The organism is Candidimonas sp. SYP-B2681 (genome assembly GCF_003971065.1).
Lineage (GTDB): Bacteria > Pseudomonadota > Gammaproteobacteria > Burkholderiales > Burkholderiaceae_B > Pollutimonas.
In genome coordinates, this window is sequence record NZ_RYDV01000001.1 from 827,577 (window position 1) to 846,220 (window position 18,644).

Here is an 18,644-nt window from a genome sequence, read left to right on the forward strand (position 1 = left end):
AATGATAGATAAACGTCAAGGGTTTGCGCTGGACGCGGACGTGCTGGTGATTGGCGGAGGCGCCGCAGGGGTGGCCGCCGCCGTCACAGCGGCGCGTCAAAACCTAAAGGTCATCCTGCTTGAGCGCTATGGTTTTGCGGGCGGGGGCGCAGTCGCGGGATTATCGGGTACGATTTGCGGCCTCTTTGAGGCCCGCGAAGACCCCAAGGCGGCACCGGCGCGCCTGGTGTACGGCTTTGCCGAGGAGTTCGTCCAGCGCATGCAGGCTAGAGGAGGCCTATCTGGTCCAACCCTCTATGGCAAGACCTATACCTTGGTCCACGATCCCATGGTGTGGCGTGAGGTGGGGGATGACCTTCTGGCCGAAAGCGGCGTGCAGGTGCTTTATCACACCGTTGTCAGCGACGTGCTGATGGATGGCGGCGAGCGCGTGGCAGGGGTCGTCGCCTACAACAAACAAGGGAAATTGCGCGTCACCGCAAAGATTACGATTGACGCCAGTGGCGATGCAGACGTGACCGCGATGGCCGGCCTGCAGACCTATCGCAGTCTAAACGGTGTGATCCAGAACCCAACCATGATCTTTCGCATCAGTGGCGTAGACGTGAAACGGTTTCTGGCCACGTACGGTGACAACAGCGTGCTCCTGGGTCCGGTTGTTGAGATGATCCAGGAGGCCAAGGCCTCCGGCAAATATGCTTTGCCACGCGAAAAAATCTTTCTATTCCCAACGACACGACCCAATGAGTTGCTGTGTAACTGCACGCGCATCTTGGGCGAAGACGGCCGCGACTTGGACCCCTTAAATGCCGCTGACCTCACCGACGCGGAAGTTCAGGGGCGCAAGCAGGTGCGCGAGTATGAGCGTTTTTTCCGCGACTACCTCGTCGGGTGCGAAAACGCCTATGTCAACGATACCGGCGTGCAAGTGGGCATTCGCCAAAGTCGCCAAGCCATGGGTGTGGCAACCCTTGCCAACAGCGACGTCGTTGCGGGCACCAAGTTTCGCTCCGGGATCGCGCGTTCCGCGTGGCCCATCGAGCAGCACGCCGGCGCCGTACCGAAACTCGAGTGGCTGTTTAACGACTACTACGAGATCCCGTACGAATGTTTCGTGCCGTCCACAGGGGAATCGCTCCTGGTGGCCGGCCGATGCCTGTCGGCCGAAGCCGAAGCCATGGCCTCGGCCCGGGTGACGGCGCAGTGCTTTTCCTACGGCCACGCGATCGGCCACGCTGCAGCCCTTGCGGTACACGAAAACGTGCAGCCCAGGCAGATTGATCCGATTGCCGTGCGCGAAGCGGTAAACCGCGACGGTGCGCAACTTGACTGAACTTAAGAGGAGACCTAAAGAATGATTAAAGTCGAAAACAATGGCAACGTGGCGATAGTGACCCTGGACCGCGCCAACCGGCGTAACGCGCTTGCGAGCGCCATGGTCGAAGAGCTCGAACACCGATTTGCCGAATTGGATCGCAATGCGTCCGTTGGCGCCATCGTGCTGACAGGTGCGCAGCCTAGCTTTTGCGCCGGTAGCGACCTCAAGGAGCTGGGCACGATGAACCTGGCAGAGATGGCAGAGCACGAGGCCATCACCGCAGCCGTTGCGCGCAAGATCAACTTTCTGGACACCCCGGTCATCGCCGCCGTGGAGGGGTATGCCATTGGCGGAGGCTTCATTCTCGCTTGCTCGTGCGACCTGATCGTCACCAGTGCTACAGCGCGCTGGAACCTGGCCGAAGTGCCCAACGGATGGTTACCACCCTGGGGCTTGCAAGCGCTCTTGTCGCGCGTGGGCCCGGTCGCGGCCAAGCGGCTTACCTTCGGGCATGAGATCCTAAGTGGCAACGATGTGTTTCGCCTTGGTCTGGCCGACTACGTGATCGACGAAGGTAAATCACTGGAAGAAGCAACAAGGATCGCCCGCCTCATCGCCGACATGCCACAACCCGCGGTGGCATCCACCAAGCAGTTCTTCGCACCCTTCGTTGCCGGCACAAGCGAAGCGCTTGACGCGAGCGCCAACCGTACTTTCATCGATAACTGCAAGCATGATCGCGCTAAGGCGACGCTGGCTCGCTTTGGAGCAAAGGCATGAACAAAATTTGTACTGCGGCCGAGGCGGTCGCTCACATTCAGGATGGTGATGTCGTGGCCAGCGTTGGCGTCATCGGTTGGATCACCCCTGACACCGTACTGGGCGCCTTGCGTCAACGTTTTGACGACACACAAAGCCCACGCAATTTAACGTTTTACTTTCCCTGCGGCACGGGCGACGCGGTAGACATTCCCGGTATGGATCATGTCGCCGCTGAAGGTCTCATGAAGCGCATCGTCTCAGGTTCGTACATCAACCCGACCCACCCGAAGACGGGCGCTCGCCCCGCCCTGATGACCCTCATCCAGGAAAACCGGATCGAAGCCTACAGTTGGCCCATAGGCGCGAGCATGCAATGGCTGCGCGAAGTGGCGCGCAAGAGCCCGGGCTACTTTACCCGAGTGGGTCTAGGCACCTATATCGATCCCGATGAGACGGGCGGTCGCCTGACGACGCTTGCCACCGAAGAATTGGTTCGAAAAGTAGAGTTTGAGGGCGAGCAATTGCTCTTTTATCCCACCTGGAAGCTCGACACCGCCATCATTCGTGCGACCGCCTCAGACGACCTTGGCAATCTGTCATTCGAAGAGGATCCGCTTCTGTCGTCCAACATTGCCCTGGCACTGGCGGTGAAGGCGTGCGGAGGCAAAGTCATTGCGCAGGTCAAACGCATCGTCGCACGCGGTACGCGTCTGGCCAGCGCCTCGCGTATCCCCGCGGCCCTCGTGGATCACATCGTGGTCGACCCTGAGCAGATGATGGTCACGGGCATCCAAACCGACCCCGCCTACCTGGGCAACCAGAACGCGCCGCTTAGCTCCTTAAAGAAGCTTCCCCAAACACCGGCGAAGATCATCGCCAGGCGAGCGGCGCGCGAAGTCAAGCAGCATGAGCTGACGATTTTTGGCTTTGGTGCGTCCTCGGATGTACCGCTGGTCATGGTCGAAGATGGCCTAATCACCGAGTCAAACATCGACGACTATTGGTTCACGACCGAACACGGCTCCTTTGGCGGCATCGTCATGAACGGCTGGCAGTTCTCGGGCAACCTTAACCCGCGCGCCAATATGGACGGCGTTACCCAGTTTGACCTCATTGACGGGGGCCTCTGCAAATTCGCCGCCCTGGCCTTTGCGCAGTTTGACGCGCACGGCACCGTGAACGTCAGTCGCTTTGGCAAGGCGAACCCGGGGGCGGGAGGCTTTATTGACATCGCCCAAAACGCCGAGCGACTCGTCTTTACCGGCACATTCACCACCGGCGGCTTAAAGGTTTCTTATAGCGACGAGGCGGGCTTAACGATTGAGCGAGAGGGCAAATCACGTAAGTTCGTCAAGCAAGCGGACCACGTCACCTACCGCCTGCGGGACGGCGTGGCAAAGGGCCAAAAGGCACTGCTCATTACCGAGCGCGCGGTGTTTTCCGTGACACCCGAAGGTCTCTTTTTGGAAGAAATCGCCCCCGGCATTGACTTGCAACGCGAGCTGCTCGACTTGATGGACTTCCCGCTTGTCGGCATAGCGGAACCCCTGGTCACCATGGATCGGGCGCTGTTTGTCGAGGAGAGCGTTCATGCCTGAGACGCAAGAGGTAGTAGGGGTCAAGGCTTACGGCGCCGTGACGGTGCTCACCATCCAGCGCGGCTTTCGCCGCAACGCCATGGACCAGGCGCTCATCGATGAGCTCAAGGCGCAACTGCTACGGCTGGATCGCGATCCATCGGTGGGCGCTATCGTCTTGCAGGGCGAAAACAACGGCTTTTGCTCAGGCAGCGACTTAAAGTTCATCAGTCAGCTGAGCATGGAAGATATGGCGCGATTCGAACAAGAAACAGGCGACATGGCGCGCCTCTTTGCGTTCGTAAAGAAACCGGTGGTCGCCGCGGTGGAAGGCTTTGCGATTGGGGGCGGCTTTATCCTGGCCATCTCCTGCGACGTGGTCGTTGCCGGCGAAAAATCACGCTGGAGCCTGCCCGAGGTACCGCACGGATGGCTCACTCCCTGGGGGCTAAATGCCTTAATTGAGCGGGTCGGACGAGTGCGCGCCCGTAACCTTTGCTTTTGCCTGGACGAACTGAGCGGCCAAGACATGCTGGGGATGGGCGCCGCCGATTACACGGCACCCGATGGGCAGGTGCTGGATAAAGCACTGGACATTGCTACGCGACTCGCTGCCCTGCCGCGCGCTGCCGTGGCCAGCACCAAACGCTTTTTTGCCAACCAGATGATGCCGCGCGCCGAAGTGATGGACTATGAGGCGAACCACTTCTTCGTCGAAAACTGTACCCATCCGGATGCCGCAAACACCTTGACTAAATACTGGACACCAACATGCTGATTGACTTCAATGATGACGAGAGAATGCTCACGGATGCGGTGCGCCGCTTTGCCCAAGAGCAACTCGCCCCCGCGATGCCCGAGCACCTATCCAAGCATGAATTTCCGACCAAGCTTGTCAAAGCCTTTGGTGAGCTGGGTTTTATGGGTACGTCCTACGACCCTGAGTACGCCGGTGGCGGCCTGGGCACCTGTGGCGCAGCACTCGTGGCTGAGCTGCTTGCCCGCGTGGAGCCCTCCTTCGCGGCGATCTTCCTATGCAATAGCGCCCCCGCCTCCTTGGTCGCCCGCTACGGCAACGACGCCCAAAAGCGCGAATGGCTGCAAGCCATCAACGAAGGCAAGATGATCGCCTCCTTCGGTGTCACCGAGCCCCAAGGCGGCTCGGACGTCGCAAGCGTGAAAACCACTGCGGTCTTAGAGGGAGATCACTACGTCATCAACGGCCAGAAGATGTTCTCGACTAACGCCGGCACGCCGCTGCACGGCTTTTCCACCGTCGTCGCCGTCACCGACCCGGCTGCCGGATCAAAGCGCCTGTCATCCTTTATCGTGCCGGTGGGCACGCCCGGCTTTTCGGTCGGCAAGCGCGCAAACAAGATTGGCTGGCGATTCGCCGACTCCGTTGAGCTCTACTTCGATAACGTGCGCATCCCGAAAGAAAATCTCATCGGCCAACGTGGCGATGGGCTAAAGCAAGTGCTCACGGTATTGAGTGTGGGGCGCATCCTGGTCGGGGCAACGGGCCTGGGGCTCGCTCGGCGCGCCATCGACCTGGCGAAATCCTATGGTCGCGACCGCAAAGTCTTTGGCAAGTCGATCCTGGAGCATCAGGGACTATCCTTTCCGCTTGCCGATATATTGACCAAAATCCACGCTGCGGAGCTCATGGTTCGTAATTCGGCCACCTTGGTCGACGAGGGGCGCCCGTTTCGTAACGAGACCAGCATGACCAAGCTTTTTGCCAGCGAGCTGGCCGTCGAAGCTGCATTAAAGGCCATCCAGGTCCATGGCGCCTACGGCGTGTTCGAGGAGTATCCGGTGTCGGGCCTATTGGGCGAGGCCAAGGTTCTGGAGATCGTCGAAGGGACAAGCGAAATTCAGCGCTTGGTGATTGCGCGAGAATTGCTCGATTAAATAGGTCGCAATGATCAGTAGTGATATATCCAGCTCATGTTGTGCGATGGTGCTTGGGGCAAGGTCCTTGCGACAGGCAGGAATCAAGGAGGTGGTCCCAACACTCTATCGGCGGCTTTACATGGGCGCAGTGCCGGGGCCACCCATCAACGTTTGAAGCGGCTCTTGCTCTACATTCGCCTGAATGCGCTCATGCCCCGGAGTCTGGGGCAAGGCGTCTTTAAAATGGGCCAGGTAGTCAGCTGGCATTTTTGGCGGCATCATGGGCTCGTAAGGGTCCACGACGGCCTCGATAATAACTGGACCCTTAACGGCAAATGCTTTATCCAGCACAGCCTCTACATCTTCGGGACGCTCGACGGTAAATCCGTGTCCCCCCATGGCCTCGGCAGCCATGGCAAAGTCAATAGGCTGGAGTTCGCAACCGAACTGAGGATTACCCAAAAACATCATTTGTTCCCACGCAATTTGATTGAGCATGCTATTTTTGATAACCAGCACCTTAAGCGCGATACCGTAGCGCACGGCAGTAGAAAATTCACCTAATTGCATTGCCAGACCGCCATCACCGACAATGGCAAAAATCGGCCTGCCTGGGAAAGCAATGCCGGCCGCAATGGCATACGGTAAGCCGCAAGCCATAGACGCCAGAGTTCCCGAAACGCCAAAAGCCTGGCCGTCGCGCATGTCAATGTGGCGCGCACCCAATTCCGTGTTCTGTCCCGAGTCAGTCACCAGCACCGCATTATCGGGAAAACGGCGTCCGAATGCCTTCGTTATCAACTGCGGCTTAAGCGGAGTCTGGTCTTTTGTTTCGGACAGATTCATCAATTTACGCCAGCGCGCCATTCCAGCTTGCGCCTGTTGCAGGAAGCTTCGATCCTGTTTGCGTATGAGGCGCTCGTTTAGCAAACGCAAGGTTTCAGCAGCATCGCCCACCAGACCTGCCTCGATCGGGTATCGCAACCCGATGCGTTGGCCATCGCGATCAATTTGCACTCCGCGCGCCTGACCTGGCTTGGGATAGTATTCAATGTAGGGAAATGACGAGCCGACGATCAGCAATGCATCACATTGTTCCATTGCTGTTTGTGAAGGCAGCGTACCAAGAATCCCTATTCCCCCCGTAGAATAAGGATGATCGTCTGGCAACGCAGCCTTGCCAAGCAAGGCTTTAGCGACAGGTGCTGCCAGTAGGTCCGCCGTACGTTCAAGCTCCGCGCGTGCAGCCAGTGCTCCACGACCGACCAATATGGCGACTTTGGACGCTCCGTTCAATATCTCGATGGCCTTGGCAAGCTCGGCATCGCCAGGAAGACGACGGCCTTCGAACCACTCATTAGGTTGATGCCCGGGCTTATTGCGCTTCGAGCGGGCAGCCTGATCGATATTCTGCTCTTGCACGTCGTTGGCCACCGATAGATGCGCAACGCCACGTCGGGATAAGGCTGATCGGCAAGCCAGGCCCGCCATGTTTTCCATATGCGCGCCATCAGTCACTTGGGCATTAAAAACAGCGACATCGTTAAATACCCGCGTCAGATCAATATCCTGTTGTGTGAAGGTTGCGGCCAGATCGTGATATTGCATTCCTGTAATCGCCAGCACTGGCGCCTGATCCAGCTTGGCATCGTACAAACCCGTTAGCAGGTTGGTGCCCCCCGGTCCAGACGTTGCAAGGCACACACCAAGTTTGCCGGTCCATTTTGCATAGGCGCATGCCATAAAGGCGGCAGACTGCTCATGACGGACCTGAATGAAACGAATCTGATCCTGTCGCGTGCGCAGGGATTCCATAAAGCCATTGATACCGTCGCCGGGGAGCCCGAAGACAAATTTCACGTCCCAATCAATCAAGGTTTCAATAAGAATATCCGCTGTCGTAGGCATTCGTTGGCTCCGTTGAGATAGGTAGTGCGGCATAAGGCGGCTGACGGCACAGCAACTTATGTGCCTTTGCACAGAATCCCGCAATTCTTCTGGACGCTATATACTGTTTATTTATACAGTATCGTACTGGAGGGATTCCACCATGCACGCCACCACCTCCGAACCAGAACGCATTCATCCTGCGCTCTGGCGGGCTTCACAGCTTTCCCGTTCGCCGGGGCACTATATCGACACAGGTTACGCCGCAGTATCTGCCGAATTACCCGGCGGCGGATGGCCCCTGGGTAACCTGATCGACATCCTTATACAACAACCGGGGATAGGCGAGCTCCAGTTGCTGCGCCCCGCTCTGCTCCGCCTTGGTGAGCGGCCGGTGGTATTCGTACACCCCCCGTTTTTGCCTCAGGCATCCGCATGGTCCAGCTGGGGCGGCCTTCTTTCATGCCTGCTCTGGGCGCGGCCCGGACGAACTGCCGACGCCTTATGGACAGCGGAACAGGTCTTACGCAGCGGTGCATTTGCTGCCGTGCTGCTGTGGCAGGATGCCGTACGCAATCAGTCACTGCGCCGCCTGCAACTGGCTGCCCAGGAGGGAAACACCTTATTTGTCTTGATGCGTCCCTTGGCTGCGGCTCAGCAAACCTCGCCTGCACCATTGCGTCTGGCACTACAGCCCGCCCCCCTGGGGCTGAACGTTTCAATTCTGAAACGTCGTGGTGGCACGCACGAAGGTCCTATCCAGCTGCAGCTTTATCCCGAAACCCGTTTTTCCGAGTTTGACCATGCAATTATGGATAGGCGTGCATCTGTCGCACGTAAGTCTCGACATGCTGTGCCCGAACTGGCGCACTGAAGCAGCGGTCATCCTCGATCGCGACCAGGTCAGGATATGTTCGCCTGCCGCCGCAAGGGCTGGCGTACAGGTGGGCATGCGTAGCGGTGGCGTAAACACCTTATGCCCTCACGCCACCATTGCCCAGCACGATGCTCATGCCGACGCCCGCGCCGTCAGTGACATCGCGCTAGCGCTGCTGCAATACACCCCTGAAGTGGCGCTCGCTGACGACGACACGTTATTGCTGGACGTCTCAGCCAGCCTGAGCCTGTTTGGCGGAATCCGGCCTCTGTTTCGAAAAGTTCAGGTAACGCTCGACGCCCTGGCATTCGCCAACTGCATATCAATGGCTCCAACGGCTACAGGTGCCTGGTTGCTTGCCACCTGCCAGTCAAGCCGCAAGCGCCGAATTTTGCGCCTTTCAAAGCTGGCCCGGCAGCTAGACCGCCTGCCCTGCGCAGCCCTGCCTGCAGCCCGGCCTTATCTCGACTGGCTAAAAGGGATAGGCGGCAGCACATTAGGTTCCCTGCGTGCACTGCCTCGCGCAGGTCTGCAACGACGCACGCACAAATCCCTACTTCAGGCTCTGGATGCCGCCTATGGACAAGCACCAGAGCTTCTCGAATGGGTCGTTCCGCCGCCGGAATTCGCCGGACGCATCGAACTGATGGAACGACTGGAATATGCTGAGGCCGTGCTATTTGTAGCCCGCCGTCTGATTGAACAGCTTTGCGGTTGGCTGAGCGCTCACCGCCGGGCGGTGAGCCGTGTCGTGTTAACACTCGAGCACGAACGCGGCCGCCACGCCCGCCCGCCTACCGAACTGGAGCTGGCATTGGGCGCCCCCACCTGGGAACCCGGCCACCTTCTGCGACTGCTTAAAGAGCGTTTGCATAATCTGGAACTCGCTGCACCGATCATTGCTGTAGCCCTGCATGCAGCCGACACCGAAACCATGGCGCCTGCGCCCAAAGATCTATTTCCCGAGCCGGGTGGCAGCCCTTCGGATCGGGAACGCGTACTTGAACTATTGGTGGCACGCCTGGGACGCGAAAACGTGCTGCATCCCAGTCCGGTTGCCGACTATCGCCCTGAGGTCGCCAATTGCTGGGTGCCCATCGACAAAAAGCCTGCGGCCATACCCTGCCTACACGGTGCCGAACGGCCATTTTGGCTATTGGCCACACCAATTCCCTTACCGCTAAAAAACCACCGGCCCTTCTACGGGTCGCCGCTACGCATTGTGCGAGGCCCCGAACGTATTGAAGATGGTTGGTGGAACGGTCTGGCTGTGCGCGACTATTTTGTTGCACAAGCACAAGATGGCAGCCGTTATTGGCTGTACCAGGAACGCGGCACCCACAGCGGATGGTTTTTGCATGGTCTATTTGCATGAAAGACATGTATAGCGTTGGCGAACTACCCCCTTATGTCGAGCTTCATTGCCTGACCAACTATAGCTTCTTGCGTGGGGCATCCCACCCTGAAGAATTTATCGCCCGGGCCACCGAATTGGGCTATGCCGCTATTGCCATCACTGACGAATGCTCTGTAGCTGGCGTCGTGCGAGCACATGTTGAAGCCAAAAACCAAAAATTGCCGCTCTTGATCGGTTCCAGCTTCACCTTGCGTAACGCCGATGGCAAGCCTGCCGTATCGCTCGTAGCCCTGGCTCAAACGCGGCGCGGTTACGGCAATTTGTGCGAACTCATCACTCTGGGGCGACGCCGTGCCCCCAAAGGGGAATATCGCCTTTCGCCTCGCGACCTCGACAGCCCCAGCGACCCCCATGTGACGCATCTGCAAGGCCTACCCGAATGCGTCATGCTGCTTGTGCCTGAATACGGAGCGTCGTTCGAACACCTGCTGGCGCAAGCGGAATGGGCGGCAGCAACGTTTCCAGGCCGATGCTGGGTCTCGCTGACCCTGCTGCATCGCACCCAGGACGACCGCCATAAAGCCGCTGTGCTGGCCGCCGCACGCTATGTGAACCTGCCGGTGGTTGCTACGGGCCAGGTCGAAATGCACGTTCGGTCACGCAAGCCGCTGCACGACACCTTGGCCGCCATTCGCCTGCGCACCTCCGTACAGGAATGCGGATTCGAACGCGCGCCCAATGCCGAACATCATTTGCGTAGCCGGCTTCGGCTGGCCAATCTCTATCCTCGTGAAACACTTGAAGAAACCCTGGAAGTCGCAACACAATGCCCCTTCAGCCTCGATGAACTGAAGTACGAATACCCTGATGAAATCTGCCCACAGGGCTTGAACCCCACCGCTTTTCTGCGTCAGGAAACCTATATCGGCGCGCATCGGCGCTTCCCTGAAGGCATTCCCCTGACTGTCCAGGAGCAGATCGAGCATGAACTCGAGCTGATCGCCGACTTAAAGTACGAACCGTATTTTCTTACTGTGTACGACATTGTGAAGTTCGCACGCAGCCACCGAATACTCTGCCAAGGTCGCGGCTCGGCTGCCAACAGTGCAGTATGCTATTGCCTCGGAATCACCGAAGTCGACCCTGCGCGTGGCAACAGCCTTTTCGAACGCTTCATCAGTAAAGAACGCAACGAGCCACCCGACATCGACGTAGATTTCGAACATCAACGACGCGAAGAGGTCATCCAGTACATCTATAACAAGTATGGCCGGGATCGCGCTGCCCTAACAGCCGTCGTCATCACTTACCGGGTCAAGAGCACGCTGCGCGATACCGGTAAGGCATTGGGCATTGACCCCATGATCGTCGAAGCGGTGGCCAAGTCCTATCACTACTGGGACGGGCGGGCCAATCTGATCGCACGTTTTGCCGAGTGCGGTCTTGACCCTGACTCTCCTGCCGCCCAACAATGGATCAGCCTGGCCGAGCGATTAATGGGATTCCCCCGGCACCTGTCGCAACACCCGGGCGGCTTCGTTATCTCGCGCGGGCCCCTTTGCCGCCTGGTGCCCATCGAAAATGCGGCCATGGCCGATCGCAGCGTCGTGCAATGGGACAAAGACGATCTTGATGCCTTGGGATTATTAAAAGTCGACATCCTGGCCCTGGGCATGCTAAGCGTCATACGGCGGGCACTCGAATATGTCTCGCAACAGCGCGAGGAACCCTTCGAACTGCAGGACATCCCTGCCGAAGACGAAAGCACTTACGACATGATTTGCCAAGCCGATACCATCGGCACTTTCCAAATCGAATCGCGCGCGCAAATGTCCATGCTGCCCCGCATGCGCCCTCGCCAGTTCTATGACTTGGTTATTGAAGTAGCCATCGTGCGGCCCGGCCCCATTCAGGGCGGCATGGTGCATCCTTACCTGCGCCGCCGGCAAAAGCTTGAAGAGGTTTCCTACCCCAGCCCTGAAGTACGTAAAGCGTTAGAGCGGACTCTGGGCGTACCCATTTTCCAAGAACAAGTCATGCAGATTGCCATGTTGGCCGCAGGCTTCACTGCAGGCGAAGCTGATCAATTGCGCCGCTCGATGGCTGCCTGGCGGCGAAAAGGCGGATTGGGAAAGTTCTACGACAAGATCATTGACGGCATGACGAGTCGCGGCTACGAGCGCGAATTTGCCGAACAGATATTCAAACAGATCCAGGGCTTTGGGGAATATGGTTTTCCGGAAAGCCATGCTGCCAGCTTTGCCCTGTTGTCCTATGCCAGTTGTTGGCTCAAGCGGCACGAACCCGAAGCCTTCCTGACAGCCCTGCTTAATAGTCAGCCCATGGGGTTTTATTCCCCATCGGTGTTGGTGCAAGACGCCAGGCGTCACGGCGTGGTCGTCACGCCAGTCGATGTCAGGCTCAGCAATTGGGAAGCACAGCTCGAGTCCTCCGATCAGTCGCGCCCGGCGGTACGCCTGGGCTTGAATCAGCTTAAAGGGATGCAAAAGGAAAGCGCCTGGCGCATAGAAGAAGCCCGTTCCATACGGCCATTTGCTTCTGTAGCTGATCTGGCCAGGCGCGCTAACCTGACACGCCATGACATGAATGCGCTGGCGGCAGGCAATGCTTTGCAAGCTCTTGTCGGCCATCGGCGTCATGCCCTATGGGAAGCCGTAGTCAGCACACCCGAACGCGGCCTGCTAAAAGAAGCCGATATCCACGAAAGCGACACTCCCGACTTACCCGCACTTAACGAAGGGGAAACTCTGGTCGCCGATTATCAATCCCTGGGCCTGAGTCTGGGGCGCCACCCCCTTGCCTTGCTGCGGACCAAACTTGCAAGCATGCGATTCCTGTCTTCAGCGCAATTGCGTGACCAACCAGATCGCCGATTGGTGCGCGCCTGCGGCATTGTGACCGTACGGCAGCGTCCGGGAACATCCAAAGGTGTGGTGTTCGTAACCCTGGAAGACGAAGCGGGTCAGATCAATCTTATCCTGCGGCCTGATATCGTCGAACGCCAGCGCCGGGAACTACTGACTTCACGATTACTTGGTGCCTACGGCATGTGGCAATCCCACAGCGGCGTACAGCATCTTGTCGTCGGCCACCTCGTTGACCTGACATCCTTTTTAGGCGCCCTTACTACCGAAAGCCGAGACTTTCATTGATGGCCAAGGTGCTCTGCGCTGCTGTGCTGCATTGACCTGCCGATGCTGGTATATAGACAATTAGGGCACTAGTCCTTCCATAGCAATTCGACTACAGTAGTCCTAATGCAGCTCGAGATCCTATGGAAAAAAACGTGCTGGCACTCGATTCGGTAAGCAAATCCTTTCACGGAGCTCACTCGCGGCTGGTATTGCGCGACATCAGCCTTGCGATTCGAGGCGGGGAATACGTTGCCATTATGGGCGAATCCGGCGTCGGCAAATCGACCCTGCTGAACCTCATTAGCGGCCTCGATCGGCCCGACACAGGCACCATAATATTCGACGGCCAGAACCTGGGCAGCCTTAATGACGACCAGGCAACCCGGCTGCGACGACGGGCAATCGGCTTCGTCTTTCAGGCTTTCCATGTTCTTGCCCATTTAAGCGTTGCCCAAAATGTGGCGCTTCCGCTTTTATTGAATGGCATCGCGCACCAGCAAGCACTGGTGGCGGCCAAAGCAATGCTCGTAGAAGTGGGGCTGCCCGGCCGCGATGACAGCTTCCCGCGCGAACTCTCGGGTGGCGAAATGCAAAAAGTGGCTATCGCGCGCGCACTGGTCCACCGTCCACGACTATTACTGGCAGACGAACCCACGGGCAATCTTGACGCAGAGAACGCTACGCAAATCCTACGCCTGCTGCGCGCACAGATTAAAACAAGCGCTGCCATGGGTTCGGCTGGATTACTCGTAACACATTCGGCGTTAGCCGCTGCAACAGCCGACCGCGTTTTGCTCCTTACCGCTGACGGACTCGTGCCGCAGCATCAGCCCACACTCCCCGACGCCGCCCGGCCGGCAATCTGACGATGCGGACCCTATCGTCCGTTTTACCGTTATTGCTGGGCACAGAGTTACGCACGCATACCGGTCGTGTGCTGATCAATATCATTGCCATCGCGATCGGTGTCGCCATGGGATATGCAGTGTTCCTCGTCAACCATACTGCCTTGGCCGAATTCTCGAAGGCGACACGCTTATTGGTGGGTCAGGCTGATCTTGAAATTCGCGGCCCCAGAAACGGCTTCGACGAAACGATATATGAACGCTTGGCCCACTTGCCGCAAGTGGCAGCAGCAAGTCCCATGGTTGAAGTCGAAGCCTATCTACCGACACGCCGCGAGTCGCTCAGACTACTTGGTATCGACGCATTCCAGGCCGCCAAAGTGACGCCGGGCTTGATCGGACGCCCTGCAAATAACCAAACGAAGAATCTCATCTATCTGGACCCTTCAGCCGTCTTTCTCTCGCCAGCCGCCATGGCATGGCTCGATTTGAAGCCCGACGACACATTGGCAGTGCAAGTGGGTAGCAACACGCTCGATTTACGAGTCGCCGGGACTCTGCCAGTGACAAATGAAGCATTGCGACTGGGCGTGATGGACATCGGCGCGGCACAATGGCGCTTGAACCTTCTGGGCTCCCTGCAAAGCATTAATCTGAAACTTCAACCAGGCGTTGAGCTCCACACGTTTCAGCAAGACCTTGAACCCCTGTTGCCGCCGGGAGTCGTTGCGCTAACACCTGAAGACAGCCAGCGCGTCACCGCCGGCTTGTCGCGAGCTTACCGTGTCAATCTTGGTGTACTGGCCTTGATGGCGCTATTTACCGGCGCGTTTTTAATATTCTCTGCACAGGCTGCGTCGGTTATCCGGAGGCGCACACAGATCGCACTCTTGCGTGCGCTTGGCATGACCAAAGGCAATGTTCTTCGCCTGGTGTTGGCTGAAGGCCTGGTTCAAGGGCTACTTGGTGCTCTTGGCGGCATCGTGCTGGGGTGGCTCATCGCTGCTGCGGTCCTGCATTATGCGGGCGGCGACTTGGGCGGGGGCTACTTTCCAGGGGTACAAGCTGCCCTGCGCTCCGATGCCGTGGTGGCTGCCGTCTTCGTTGCACTGGGTCTAGGAGCCTCGCTGCTGGGAAGCCTGGCGCCGGCTTGGGAAGCGTCGCGCGCACAGCCGGCGCAAGCGCTTAAAGCAGGCGACGAAGAAACCGCCCTTAAGCGACTGGCGTCCCCCTGGCCAGCCCTGGCAATGATTTTGTCGGGCGCAGCACTTACCCAGGCTCCACCTGTAAACGGCCTGCCTATCATGGCGTATGTGGCCATCGGCTTGCTGCTTGTTGGGACCATTATGTCAATGCCACGTCTGACCCACTGGATACTAAGCTTGCTGCCACGGGGACGCAAGGCGGTGTCATTCCTTGCACTGGCTCAGCTAAGTCAAGCTCCCGGCCGCGCGGCAATCGGCATGGCCGGCATCCTGGTGAGCTTCAGCTTGATGGCCGCGATGGCGATTATGGTAACCAGTTTTCGCGTCTCTCTTGAACAATGGCTGGATATCGTGCTTCCCGCGGAACTTTATCTTGAACCTTCATCCAGCGGCAATACTGGCTATTTCTCCGTAGCCGATCAGCAATCCATTACGGCTGTGCCGGGAATCGCCCGCGTAGAATTCATGAGTACAACCAAGATTCTTCTGGATCCACGCTTGCCTGCGGTGGCATTGATCGCCAAGCCAGTTGATAAAATGCGCCCGGAAGCCAGCTTGGCGCTGATCGAGCCATCGACTCAGCGCGGTACAGTCGACGCACCGCCAATCTGGATCAGTGAAGCCATGACCGACTTATACGCAATGCACCTGGGGCAGCGTATCAGCCTTCCCATCGAGGGACGTATGCTTCCGTTCACCATAGGCGGTATCTGGCGCGATTACACCCGCCAATACGGCGCGATCGTGATTGACTTGAACGATTTCGCCCGTTTAAGCGGCAGGCACCGCATTACCAGTGCGGCCTTGTGGCTTTCATCCGGCGCTAACGTAAGCGCTGTCCAGCAAACGCTGCAGCAACGTCTGCGTGGCGATGTCCAGATACGCGAGGCCGGCGAAATGCGCGAAAGCGGCCTGCGTGTTTTCGATCGTAGTTTCGCCGTGACTTACTTGTTAGAGGTAATCACAATTTTGATTGGCTTGTCAGGCATCGGCGTCAGCTTTAGCGCCCAAGCCATGGCGCGTGCGCGCGAATTCGGCATGCTAAGGCATATAGGCTTTACGCGTGCTCAGATTGGTTCCATGCTGGCCCTTGAAGGAGCCTTGCTGGGATTGCTTGGAATGGCAGCCGGTCTCGCGCTCGGATGCGCCATAGCGCTTGTTTTGATCCATGTGGTCAACCCTCAGTCCTTCCACTGGACAATCAGTTTGCATATGCCATGGGGGCTTCTGGTTGGCGTGGCATTTTCCCTGGTTGCCGGCGCTTCTCTGGTAGCGTTAATCAGTGGTCGACGGGTTATGTCGGCCGAGGCGGTGCGTTCCGTACGCGAGGATTGGTGATGCGTCGGTGGTTGATATTTCTCGCCTTTCTTTTAGGAACGCTTTGGACTGCGGTCGTCCGCACTGAAGGCACGCTGCCGGATTATCCTGCCGTGGTATCGGGCAAGACCCTGAACTTTCCGTCCGACCATGGTGCTCACCCCGATTTCCGCACCGAGTGGTGGTACGTAACCGGCTGGATAAAGACAAAGGCAGGAGAACCACTAGGGTTTCAGATCACGTTCTTCCGCTCACGTCCAGCCTTGGATGAGTCCAATCCCAGCCGCTTCGCGCCCAAGCAGTTGTTATTCGCTCATGCCGCACTGTCCGACCCTGCAAGAGGCCGCCTGATGCATGACCAACGAGCCGTACGTACGGGTTTCGGGGTCGCGGATGCTGCCGTCGATGACACCGAGGTCCATATCGGCACGTGGTCGCTTCAACGAGATGCGGCCGGGATTTATCACGGCCGAGTACAGGCCAACGAGTTTTCGCTCGATCTGGCGCTTGAACCGTCCCAGCCCGTGCTGTTACAAGGTGAGTCAGGTTACAGCAGGAAAGGGCCACGCTCGGCGCAGGCAAGTTACTACTATAGCCAGCCGCAGCTTCGTGTGTCGGGCAGCATAGTGCGCCAGGGCAATCAGGAAGTGGTCAGCGGTTCAGCATGGCTGGATCACGAATGGTCCTCCGCTGTCCTGGCTCAAGAGGCCGTCGGCTGGGACTGGACGGGCATCAATCTCGATGATGGGGGTTCCTTTATGGCGTTTCGGATCCGCGACAAATCGGGTGAAAAATTTTGGGCCGGCGGCACGCTGCGCCGGGCGGACGGTAGCCATGAAAGCCTGTCTGCTTCCCAGGTCCAGTTTTTGCCACAGCGGCACTGGCGTTCTCCACGCACAGGAACCCTTTACCCCGTGGCCATGCAGGTTCAGGCGGCAGACCTGACACTAGAACTCGCCCCCCTGATGGACGACCAGGAGCTCGATAGCCAAGCCACGACCGGCGCAGTTTACTGGGAGGGCGCGGTTACCGCCAAACGCGATGGACAGAAAATCGGGCAAGGTTACCTCGAGCTTACCGGCTATTTTCAAAAACTTGATTTCTAAATAAGGCCTATTTCGGGTCGCTGGCAGTCGTGAGCCCGAAGAGCTGCATTCTCAAGTTAGAGTACAGTCTCTTTATCCCCTCCCGCAAAAAAAAGATATAAGAGACGATCAATGACAATGGCAGCGCCGAGCTGGCTTATTCCCGTCACCGCAATTTTCATTCTTCAAACCACTACGGCATTTTTGATGCGGTTTATCCCCATCATTTCCCCAGGCCTTTCTGATGAATTCGGATGGAGCGGCAGTTCAATCGGTTATTTGACTGCGGTCAACTCTCTGGGCGGGCTCGTCGTTTTGTTGTGCGGCTCTAGTTTGCTTCGCCAGATTGGCGGGATCCGGGCCTTGCAGATCAGTTTGCTGGTGGGAGCAGCGAGCATGGCATTCTTCTTGAACGCCAGCCTGGGGGTAGCGCTTTTTGCGTGTTTTGTAATGGGATTGAGCAACGGCGCAGCCACCCCGGCAGGCAGCGAAGTGCTACAGCGGTTTTCGCCACCGGAAATGCGCAACCTTGTATTTTCAATCAAGCAGGCCGGCGTCCCGCTGGGGGGAGTGATTGCGGGGCTCGCCATTCCGGCCATTGTTATGCTTGCAGGTTGGCGTGTAGCGCTCCTCGCAGGCGCGCTGATCGTGATTATTCCGACCTTACTTACCTGGCGCATGAGCAATGGCATAGACGAACCGGTCAGGCCAACGGTCATCCGGATTCCACGCTTACGTTCACTCCGAGCGCTGACCGTGCCATTGCGATCACTGACGCAAGACGCCGAACTATTCAAAATGTCTTTGGTCGGCAGTTTGTTCGCCGTCGCTCAAAGTTGTTGGTTCACGTTTACCGTTATCTATCTTATCGATGGACTGGGCTTTTCACTCGGTCTGGCGGGCGCCATCTTTGCAGTAATGCAGGCTGGCGGTGTTATGGGGCGCATTGCGCTAGGATGGCTCGCCGACCACATGCGGTCTGCCACGACTACACTGGCCATCGCTGCCGTCATCTCGGCAGCTACGACGCTACTATTAGGCTTGAGCACCCCCAATTGGCCCTTATGGACCATTACCCTGCTCGCTTTTGTTGCTGGATGCTCAGTATCGAGCTGGAATGGGGTACAGATTGCAGAGATAGCGCGCCTTTCACCGCCCGAGCTAATTTCTGAAACCGCCGCCGGATCCAGTATATTAGTCAATATCACGAACATGGCTGCCCCCGCATTATTTGCAGTTTTTGTCGCAGCGAGTGGTCGCTATGACTATGCTTTCGCTTGCGCGGGCATTTGCAGCCTTCTCGTAATCATAGTGCTGCCACGTCATGAATCGTCCGCGAAGCGGCAAACGCCCCGACGATGAG

At 57.9% G+C, this 18,644-nt stretch carries 13 protein-coding genes; 12 read left to right on the forward strand and 1 reads right to left on the reverse strand.

Features of this window, described 5'->3' with window-relative positions:
• Position 1: 1 nt before the first annotated feature.
• The 5 genes from EKL30_RS03960 to EKL30_RS03980 are packed head-to-tail and all read left to right on the forward strand — an operon-like array spanning position 2 to position 5,571.
• The gene (locus EKL30_RS03960) at positions 2-1,333 is read left to right on the forward strand and encodes an FAD-dependent oxidoreductase (protein ID WP_126705843.1); all 1,332 of its coding nucleotides are present in this window, start codon (positions 2-4) and stop codon (positions 1,331-1,333) included.
• A 21-nt stretch (positions 1,334-1,354) separates the two neighbouring features.
• Positions 1,355-2,098: an enoyl-CoA hydratase/isomerase family protein gene (locus EKL30_RS03965; protein WP_126705844.1), complete on the forward strand. Its 744-nt coding sequence runs from the start codon at positions 1,355-1,357 to the stop codon at positions 2,096-2,098.
• Positions 2,095-3,678: an acyl CoA:acetate/3-ketoacid CoA transferase gene (locus EKL30_RS03970; protein ID WP_126705845.1), complete on the forward strand. Its 1,584-nt coding sequence runs from the start codon at positions 2,095-2,097 to the stop codon at positions 3,676-3,678. Before EKL30_RS03965 ends, EKL30_RS03970 begins: the two co-directional genes overlap by 4 nt.
• Positions 3,671-4,435, forward strand: a complete 765-nt coding sequence (locus EKL30_RS03975) for an enoyl-CoA hydratase/isomerase family protein (protein WP_126705846.1) — start codon at positions 3,671-3,673, stop codon at positions 4,433-4,435. The genes EKL30_RS03970 and EKL30_RS03975 overlap by 8 nt, the downstream gene beginning before the upstream one ends.
• Positions 4,429-5,571: an acyl-CoA dehydrogenase family protein gene (locus tag EKL30_RS03980; protein WP_126705847.1), complete on the forward strand. Its 1,143-nt coding sequence runs from the start codon at positions 4,429-4,431 to the stop codon at positions 5,569-5,571. Before EKL30_RS03975 ends, EKL30_RS03980 begins: the two co-directional genes overlap by 7 nt.
• A gap of 117 nt (positions 5,572-5,688) precedes the next feature.
• Here the strand turns inward: EKL30_RS03980 and EKL30_RS03985 are convergent, their stop codons facing one another.
• Positions 5,689-7,461 (reverse strand): thiamine pyrophosphate-dependent enzyme, encoded by a 1,773-nt coding sequence (locus EKL30_RS03985; protein ID WP_126705848.1) that lies wholly within the window; start codon positions 7,459-7,461, stop codon positions 5,689-5,691.
• A gap of 142 nt (positions 7,462-7,603) precedes the next feature.
• On the opposite strand from EKL30_RS03985, the gene imuA reads away from it, so the two are divergent.
• From imuA to EKL30_RS04020, 7 genes are all read left to right on the forward strand, one after another.
• Positions 7,604-8,314 (forward strand): translesion DNA synthesis-associated protein ImuA, encoded by a 711-nt coding sequence (gene imuA / locus EKL30_RS03990; RefSeq protein WP_126705849.1) that lies wholly within the window; start codon positions 7,604-7,606, stop codon positions 8,312-8,314.
• Positions 8,244-9,692, forward strand: coding sequence for a DNA polymerase Y family protein (locus EKL30_RS03995; protein ID WP_126705850.1), 1,449 nt, complete (start codon positions 8,244-8,246; stop codon positions 9,690-9,692). The genes imuA and EKL30_RS03995 overlap by 71 nt, the downstream gene beginning before the upstream one ends.
• Positions 9,689-12,847 (forward strand): error-prone DNA polymerase, encoded by a 3,159-nt coding sequence (locus EKL30_RS04000; RefSeq protein WP_126705851.1) that lies wholly within the window; start codon positions 9,689-9,691, stop codon positions 12,845-12,847. Before EKL30_RS03995 ends, EKL30_RS04000 begins: the two co-directional genes overlap by 4 nt.
• A 122-nt stretch (positions 12,848-12,969) precedes the next feature.
• On the forward strand, positions 12,970-13,695 hold the full coding sequence (locus EKL30_RS04005) for an ABC transporter ATP-binding protein (RefSeq protein WP_199748470.1): 726 nt from the start codon (positions 12,970-12,972) through the stop codon (positions 13,693-13,695).
• 2 nt (positions 13,696-13,697) lie between these two features.
• Entirely contained in the window at positions 13,698-16,217 is a 2,520-nt protein-coding gene (locus tag EKL30_RS04010) for an FtsX-like permease family protein (protein ID WP_126705852.1), read from the forward strand.
• Positions 16,217-17,302, forward strand: a complete 1,086-nt coding sequence (locus EKL30_RS04015) for a lipocalin-like domain-containing protein (protein ID WP_126705853.1) — start codon at positions 16,217-16,219, stop codon at positions 17,300-17,302. The genes EKL30_RS04010 and EKL30_RS04015 overlap by 1 nt, the downstream gene beginning before the upstream one ends.
• Before the next feature lie 111 nt (positions 17,303-17,413).
• Positions 17,414-18,643, forward strand: coding sequence for an MFS transporter (locus EKL30_RS04020; RefSeq protein ID WP_126705854.1), 1,230 nt, complete (start codon positions 17,414-17,416; stop codon positions 18,641-18,643).
• Position 18,644: the final 1 nt, after the last annotated feature.

Excerpts from the sequence above, each read along its gene's own strand:
- EKL30_RS03960 (WP_126705843.1), top strand. The coding sequence starts at position 2 with ATGATAGATAAACGTCAAGGGTTTGCGCTGGACGCGGACGTGCTGGTG.
- EKL30_RS03965 (WP_126705844.1), top strand. The coding sequence starts at position 1,355 with ATGATTAAAGTCGAAAACAATGGCAACGTGGCGATAGTGACCCTGGAC.
- EKL30_RS03970 (WP_126705845.1), top strand. The coding sequence starts at position 2,095 with ATGAACAAAATTTGTACTGCGGCCGAGGCGGTCGCTCACATTCAGGAT.
- EKL30_RS03975 (WP_126705846.1), top strand. The coding sequence starts at position 3,671 with ATGCCTGAGACGCAAGAGGTAGTAGGGGTCAAGGCTTACGGCGCCGTG.
- EKL30_RS03980 (WP_126705847.1), top strand. The coding sequence starts at position 4,429 with ATGCTGATTGACTTCAATGATGACGAGAGAATGCTCACGGATGCGGTG.
- EKL30_RS03985 (WP_126705848.1), bottom strand. The coding sequence starts at position 7,461 with ATGCCTACGACAGCGGATATTCTTATTGAAACCTTGATTGATTGGGAC.
- imuA (WP_126705849.1), top strand. The coding sequence starts at position 7,604 with ATGCACGCCACCACCTCCGAACCAGAACGCATTCATCCTGCGCTCTGG.
- EKL30_RS03995 (WP_126705850.1), top strand. The coding sequence starts at position 8,244 with ATGCAATTATGGATAGGCGTGCATCTGTCGCACGTAAGTCTCGACATG.
- EKL30_RS04000 (WP_126705851.1), top strand. The coding sequence starts at position 9,689 with ATGAAAGACATGTATAGCGTTGGCGAACTACCCCCTTATGTCGAGCTT.
- EKL30_RS04005 (WP_199748470.1), top strand. The coding sequence starts at position 12,970 with ATGGAAAAAAACGTGCTGGCACTCGATTCGGTAAGCAAATCCTTTCAC.
- EKL30_RS04010 (WP_126705852.1), top strand. The coding sequence starts at position 13,698 with ATGCGGACCCTATCGTCCGTTTTACCGTTATTGCTGGGCACAGAGTTA.
- EKL30_RS04015 (WP_126705853.1), top strand. The coding sequence starts at position 16,217 with ATGCGTCGGTGGTTGATATTTCTCGCCTTTCTTTTAGGAACGCTTTGG.
- EKL30_RS04020 (WP_126705854.1), top strand. The coding sequence starts at position 17,414 with ATGACAATGGCAGCGCCGAGCTGGCTTATTCCCGTCACCGCAATTTTC.